Source organism: Microbacterium sp. CJ77, assembly GCF_002911615.1.
GTDB lineage: Bacteria > Actinomycetota > Actinomycetes > Actinomycetales > Microbacteriaceae > Microbacterium.
Window position 1 is genome coordinate 1 of record NZ_PQBR01000026.1, and the last position, 5,683, is coordinate 5,683.

The following is a 5,683-nucleotide window of genomic DNA, read 5'->3' on the forward strand; positions in this document are numbered from 1 at the left end:
CAAGCCCGTTCCGCCGGATACGGATATTGCCGACCCGCAGGCAGACAACTTGCCACCCGCCAAACCGTTCGACCAGATTGAGGAGTGGTAGCCGTGGACGAATATCCCATCATCGACCTGTCCCACCTGCTGCCGGCGGCCCAGGGCTTGGCCCGTCTTCCGGCGGACGAGCGCATCCAGCGCCTTCGCGCCGACCGCTGGATCGGCTATCCGCGCGCAGTCGAGGCGCTGAACCGGCTGGAAGCCCTTTATGCGTGGCCAAACAAGCAACGCATGCCCAACCTGCTGCTGGTTGGCCCGACCAACAATGGCAAGTCGATGATCGTCGAGAAGTTCCGCCGCACCCACCCGGCCAGCTCCGACGCCGACCAGGAGCACATCCCGGTGTTGGTCGTGCAGATGCCGTCCGAGCCGTCCGTGATCCGCTTCTACGTCGCGCTGCTCGCCGCGATGGGCGCGCCGCTGCGCCCACGCCCACGGTTGCCGGAAATGGAGCAACTGGCTCTGGCACTGCTGCGCAAGGTCGGCGTGCGCATGCTGGTGATCGACGAGCTGCACAACGTGCTGGCCGGCAACAGCGTCAACCGCCGGGAATTCCTCAACCTGCTGCGCTTCCTCGGCAACGAACTGCGCATCCCGTTGGTTGGGGTAGGCACGCGCGACGCCTACCTAGCCATCCGCTCCGATGACCAGTTGGAAAATCGCTTCGAGCCGATGATGCTGCCGGTATGGGAGGCCAACGACGATTGCTGCTCACTGCTGGCCAGCTTCGCCGCTTCGCTCCCGCTGCGCCGGCCTTCCCCAATTGCCACGCTGGACATGGCTCGCTACCTGCTCACACGCAGCGAGGGCACCATAGGGGAACTGGCGCACTTGCTGATGGCGGCGGCCATCGTCGCCGTGGAGAGCGGCGAGGAAGCGATCAACCATCGCACACTCAGCATGGCCTGTTGAGTTGCATCTAAAATTGACCCACTTAGGGTAAAGATTTGCGTCGAAATTTGACCCACGTATGACACTGTTTCCCGTCTGGATATGGCGGGAGAAATCAAGGAGTGATAAACGTGGCGATATTGAGCGCAATTCGACGCTGGCATTTTCGCGATGGTGCGTCGATTCGGGAAATAGCCCGACGAAGCGGCCTGTCCAGGAACACCGTTCGCAAGTATTTGCAAAGCAAGGTGGTTGAACCGCAGTACCCAGCGCGAGACAGCGTTGGCAAGTTAAGTCCTTTTGAGCCCAAGTTAAGGCAGTGGCTCTCCACCGAGCACAAAAAGACAAAGAAGCTGCGCAGAAACCTGCGCAGCATGTACCGGGATTTGGTCGCTTTGGGCTTTACCGGGTCTTATGACCGAGTGTGTGCCTTTGCCCGACAGTGGAAAGATTCCGAACAGTTCAAGGCGCAAACCTCGGGCAAGGGTTGTTTCATCCCCTTGCGCTTTGCTTGTGGCGAAGCCTTCCAATTCGATTGGAGTGAGGACTTTGCCCGCATAGCGGGCAAACAGGTCAAACTTCAGATTGCCCAGTTTAAGTTGGCCCACAGCCGGGCCTTTGTGCTTCGGGCTTACTACCAGCAAAAACATGAAATGCTGTTTGATGCCCACTGGCATGCCTTTCAAATCTTCGGTGGCATTCCCAAGCGCGGCATCTACGACAACATGAAGACCGCTGTGGATTCGGTGGGGCGTGGCAAAGAGCGCAGGGTCAATCAGCGGTTCACTGCCATGGTCAGCCACTACCTGTTTGATGCGCAGTTCTGTAATCCAGCATCGGGTTGGGAGAAAGGCCAGATTGAGAAGAACGTGCAGGATTCCCGCCAACGCCTGTGGCAAGGGGCACCAGACTTTCAAAGCCTTGCTGATTTGAATGTGTGGCTTGAGCATCGCTGCAAAGCGCTGTGGTCTGAGCTGCGCCACCCCGAATTGGACCAAACCGTGCAAGAGGCCTTTGCCGATGAACAAGGCGAGTTGATGGCGCTACCCAATGCCTTTGATGCATTCGTGGAGCAAACCAAGCGAGTCACTTCAACCTGCCTTGTTCACCACGAGGGCAATCGCTACAGCGTTCCTGCCAGTTACGCCAACAGGGCCATCAGCCTTCGGATTTATGCAGACAAGCTGGTGATGGCTGCCGAAGGCCAACACATTGCCGAGCATCCAAGATTGTTTGGCAGTGGCCACGCTCGGCGTGGCCACACACAATACGACTGGCACCATTACTTGTCTGTGCTTCAGAAGAAACCTGGGGCGTTGCGCAATGGTGCGCCATTTGCTGAATTGCCACCCGCGTTCAAGAAGCTTCAATCCATCTTGCTGCAACGCCCCGGCGGTGACCGTGACATGGTGGAAATTCTGGCCCTTGTATTGCACCACGATGAAGGTGCGGTACTCAGTGCTGTGGAATTGGCATTGGAGTGTGGCAAGCCATCGAAGGAGCATGTGCTTAATCTGTTGGGACGTTTGACCGAAGAACCTCCACCCAAACCGATTCCAATTCCCAAGGGGTTAAGGCTGACATTGGAACCACAGGCCAACGTGAACCGCTATGACAGTTTAAGGAGAGCCCATGATGCAGCATGAAGGCCATGTGAGAATCCTCAAATCCTTGAAACTCTTTGGCATGGCACACGCCATTGAGGAGTTGGGCAATCAGAATTCACCAGCATTTAATCAAGCCTTGCCCATGCTGGACAGCTTGATTAAAGCTGAAGTGGCAGAGCGTGAAGTACGTTCGGTGAACTATCAATTGCGGGTGGCCAAGTTCCCCGTGTATCGGGACTTGGTGGGCTTTGACTTCAGTCAAAGCCTGGTTAATGAGGCCACGGTCAAACAATTGCACCGGTGCGACTTCATGGAACAAGCCCAGAACGTGGTGCTGATTGGTGGGCCAGGCACAGGCAAGACTCACCTGGCCACAGCCATTGGTACACAAGCAGTGATGCACTTGAACCGACGGGTGCGTTTCTTCTCCACCGTGGATTTGGTCAATGCACTGGAGCAAGAGAAATCATCTGGGCGTCAGGGACAAATCGCAAACCGTCTGTTGTATGCCGATTTGGTGATTCTGGATGAGCTGGGATATTTGCCTTTTAGCCAAACCGGTGGGGCACTGCTGTTTCACCTGCTCTCAAAGCTGTACGAAAAAACCAGCGTGATACTGACCACCAACTTGAGCTTCTCGGAATGGAGCCGAGTGTTTGGCGATGAAAAGATGACAACAGCGTTGTTGGACCGACTAACCCACCACTGCCACATCCTGGAAACCGGCAATGAAAGTTACCGCTTCAAACACAGTTCAACTCAGAATAAGCAGGAGGAAAAACAGACCCGCAAACTGAAAATCGAGACATAATTCTGACAACAAGGGGTGGGTCAAAATTCAATGCAAATCCCGGGTCAAATTTGGGTGCAAATCAACAGATATCGACAACCTCTCGCGCAACCAAGACATCGCGGTCGGACTGCAAGTGATCTTGAAGCCACGGGCCCGTCCCACCCCGACATGGACCTCGATGCCCGAACGGACGTTAGATTTCGAGTTCTAGGCGTTCTGCGATGAAGGTTGGATCCCAGCCGGGATTGAAAGTGTCGACGTGGGTGAATCCGAGCCGCTCGTATAGGCCACGCAGGTTCGGGTGGCAGTCGAGCCGCAGCTTGGCGCACCCCTGCGTTCGCGCGGCATGGCGGCAAGCCTCGATCAGCGCGGAGCTGACACCCCGGCCCGCATGTGTCCGTCGCACCGCGAGCTTGTGCAGATATGCGGCCTCCCCCTTGAGGGCGTCGGGCCAGAACTCGGGATCCTCGGCCGACAAGGTGCAACAGCCGACGATGCCGTCGCTGCAACTCGCGACTAGGAGCTCGGATCTCAGGACGAAGGTCTCCGCGAATGTCCGGTCGATCCGCGCGACGTCCCAGGCGGGCGTTCCCTTGGCGGACATCCACGCCGCAGCGTCGTGCATCAGCCGCACAACCTCGTCGATATCACCCGAGCAGGCGACCCGAACGTTCGGAGGCTCCTCGCTGTCCATTCGCTCCCCTGGCGCGGTATGAACCGCCGCCTCATAGTGCAGTTTGATCCTGACGAGCCCAGCATGTCTGCGCCCACCTTCGCGGAACCTGACCAGGGTCCGCTAGCGGGCGGCCGGAAGGTGAATGCTAGGCATGATCTAACCCTCGGTCTCTGGCGTCGCGACTGCGAAATTTCGCGAGGGTTTCCGAGAAGGTGATTGCGCTTCGCAGATCTCCAGGCGCGTGGGTGCGGACGTAGTCAGCGCCATTGCCGATCGCGTGAAGTTCCGCCGCAAGGCTCGCTGGACCCAGATCCTTTACAGGAAGGCCAACGGTGGCGCCCAAGAAGGATTTCCGCGACACCGAGACCAATAGCGGAAGCCCCAACGCCGACTTCAGCTTTTGAAGGTTCGACAGCACGTGCAGCGATGTTTCCGGTGCGGGGCTCAAGAAAAATCCCATCCCCGGATCGAGGATGAGCCGGTCGGCAGCGACCCCGCTCCGTCGCAAGGCGGAAACCCGCGCCTCGAAGAACCGCACAATCTCGTCGAGCGCGTCTTCGGGTCGAAGGTGACCGGTGCGGGTGGCGATGCCATCCCGCTGCGCTGAGTGCATAACCACCAGCCTGCAGTCCGCCTCAGCAATATCGGGATAGAGCGCAGGGTCAGGAAATCCTTGGATATCGTTCAGGTAGCCCACGCCGCGCTTGAGCGCATAGCGCTGGGTTTCCGGTTGGAAGCTGTCGATTGAAACACGGTGCATCTGATCGGACAGGGCGTCTAAGAGCGGCGCAATACGTCTGATCTCATCGGCCGGCGATACAGGCCTCGCGTCCGGATGGCTGGCGGCCGGTCCGACATCCACGACGTCTGATCCGACTCGCAGCATTTCGATCGCCGCGGTGACAGCGCCGGCGGGGTCTAGCCGCCGGCTCTCATCGAAGAAGGAGTCCTCGGTGAGATTCAGAATGCCGAACACCGTCACCATGGCGTCGGCCTCCGCAGCGACTTCCACGATGGGGATCGGGCGAGCAAAAAGGCAGCAATTATGAGCCCCATACCTACAAAGCCCCACGCATCAAGCTTTTGCCCATGAAGCAACCAGGCAATGGCTGTAATTATGACGACGCCGAGTCCCGACCAGACTGCATAAGCAACACCGACAGGGATGGATTTCAGAACCAGAGAAAGAAAATAAAATGCGATGCCATAACCGATTATGACAACGGCGGAAGGGGCAAGCTTAGTAAAGCCCTCGCTAGATTTTAATGCGGATGTTGCGATTACTTCGCCAACTATTGCGATAACAAGAAAAAGCCAGCCTTTCATGATATATCTCCCAATTTGTGTAGGGCTTATTATGCACGCTTAAAAATAATAAAAGCAGACTTGACCTGATAGTTTGGCTGTGAGCAATTATGTGCTTAGTGCATCTAACTTTGTTTTAGGGCGACTGCCCTGCTGCGTAACATCGTTGCTGCTCCATAACATCAAACATCGACCCACGGCGTAACGCGCTTGCTGCTTGGATGCCCGAGGCATAGACTGTACAAAAAAACAGTCATAACAAGCCATGAAAACCGCCACTGCGCCGTTACCACCGCTGCGTTCGGTCAAGGTTCTGGACCAGTTGCGTGAGCGCATACGCTACTTGCATTACAGCTTACGAACCGAACA

Annotated in this window: 6 protein-coding genes and 1 pseudogene; 4 read left to right on the top strand and 3 right to left on the bottom strand. The window is 57.0% G+C overall.

The genetic code is table 11. The annotated features are described in order from the left end of the window. Window positions 1-93: 93 nt before the first annotated feature. The 3 genes from C2868_RS17135 to istB all read left to right on the top strand — a co-directional run bounded on the left by C2868_RS17135 (window position 94) and on the right by istB (window position 3,351). Window positions 94-954 (top strand): TniB family NTP-binding protein, encoded by an 861-nt coding sequence (locus C2868_RS17135; RefSeq protein ID WP_000344784.1) that lies wholly within the window; start codon window positions 94-96, stop codon window positions 952-954. Window positions 955-1,055: 101 nt separating this feature from the next. Beyond that, window positions 1,056-2,579 carry an IS21-like element IS1326 family transposase gene (istA, locus tag C2868_RS17140; protein WP_001324342.1) on the top strand — a complete coding sequence of 508 codons (1,524 nt, stop codon included), beginning with the start codon at window positions 1,056-1,058 and terminating at the stop codon, window positions 2,577-2,579. Then, on the top strand, window positions 2,566-3,351 hold the full coding sequence (gene istB / locus C2868_RS17145; RefSeq protein ID WP_000983249.1) for an IS21-like element IS1326 family helper ATPase IstB: 786 nt from the start codon (window positions 2,566-2,568) through the stop codon (window positions 3,349-3,351). The genes istA and istB overlap by 14 nt, the downstream gene beginning before the upstream one ends. 175 nt (window positions 3,352-3,526) lie before the next feature. Here the strand turns inward: istB and C2868_RS17150 are convergent, their stop codons facing one another. The 3 genes from C2868_RS17150 to C2868_RS17165 all read right to left on the bottom strand — a co-directional run bounded on the left by C2868_RS17150 (window position 3,527) and on the right by C2868_RS17165 (window position 5,335). Then, entirely contained in the window at window positions 3,527-4,027 is a 501-nt protein-coding gene (locus C2868_RS17150; RefSeq protein ID WP_000376623.1) for a GNAT family N-acetyltransferase, read from the bottom strand. Window positions 4,028-4,154: 127 nt separating this feature from the next. Further along, on the bottom strand, window positions 4,155-4,994 hold the full coding sequence (gene sul1 / locus C2868_RS17160) for a sulfonamide-resistant dihydropteroate synthase Sul1 (protein ID WP_000259031.1): 840 nt from the start codon (window positions 4,992-4,994) through the stop codon (window positions 4,155-4,157). Then, entirely contained in the window at window positions 4,988-5,335 is a 348-nt protein-coding gene (locus C2868_RS17165; protein ID WP_000679427.1) for a quaternary ammonium compound efflux SMR transporter QacE delta 1, read from the bottom strand. Before C2868_RS17165 ends, sul1 begins: the two co-directional genes overlap by 7 nt. A 244-nt stretch (window positions 5,336-5,579) precedes the next feature. Between C2868_RS17165 and C2868_RS17170 the strand changes: the two are divergent. Continuing rightward, window positions 5,580-5,683: pseudogene (locus tag C2868_RS17170) on the top strand (integrase); the annotation flags it as partial.

Excerpts from the sequence above, each read along its gene's own strand:
- istB (WP_000983249.1), top strand. The coding sequence starts at position 2,566 with ATGATGCAGCATGAAGGCCATGTGAGAATCCTCAAATCCTTGAAACTC.
- C2868_RS17150 (WP_000376623.1), bottom strand. The coding sequence starts at position 4,027 with ATGGACAGCGAGGAGCCTCCGAACGTTCGGGTCGCCTGCTCGGGTGAT.
- sul1 (WP_000259031.1), bottom strand. The coding sequence starts at position 4,994 with ATGGTGACGGTGTTCGGCATTCTGAATCTCACCGAGGACTCCTTCTTC.
- C2868_RS17165 (WP_000679427.1), bottom strand. The coding sequence starts at position 5,335 with ATGAAAGGCTGGCTTTTTCTTGTTATCGCAATAGTTGGCGAAGTAATC.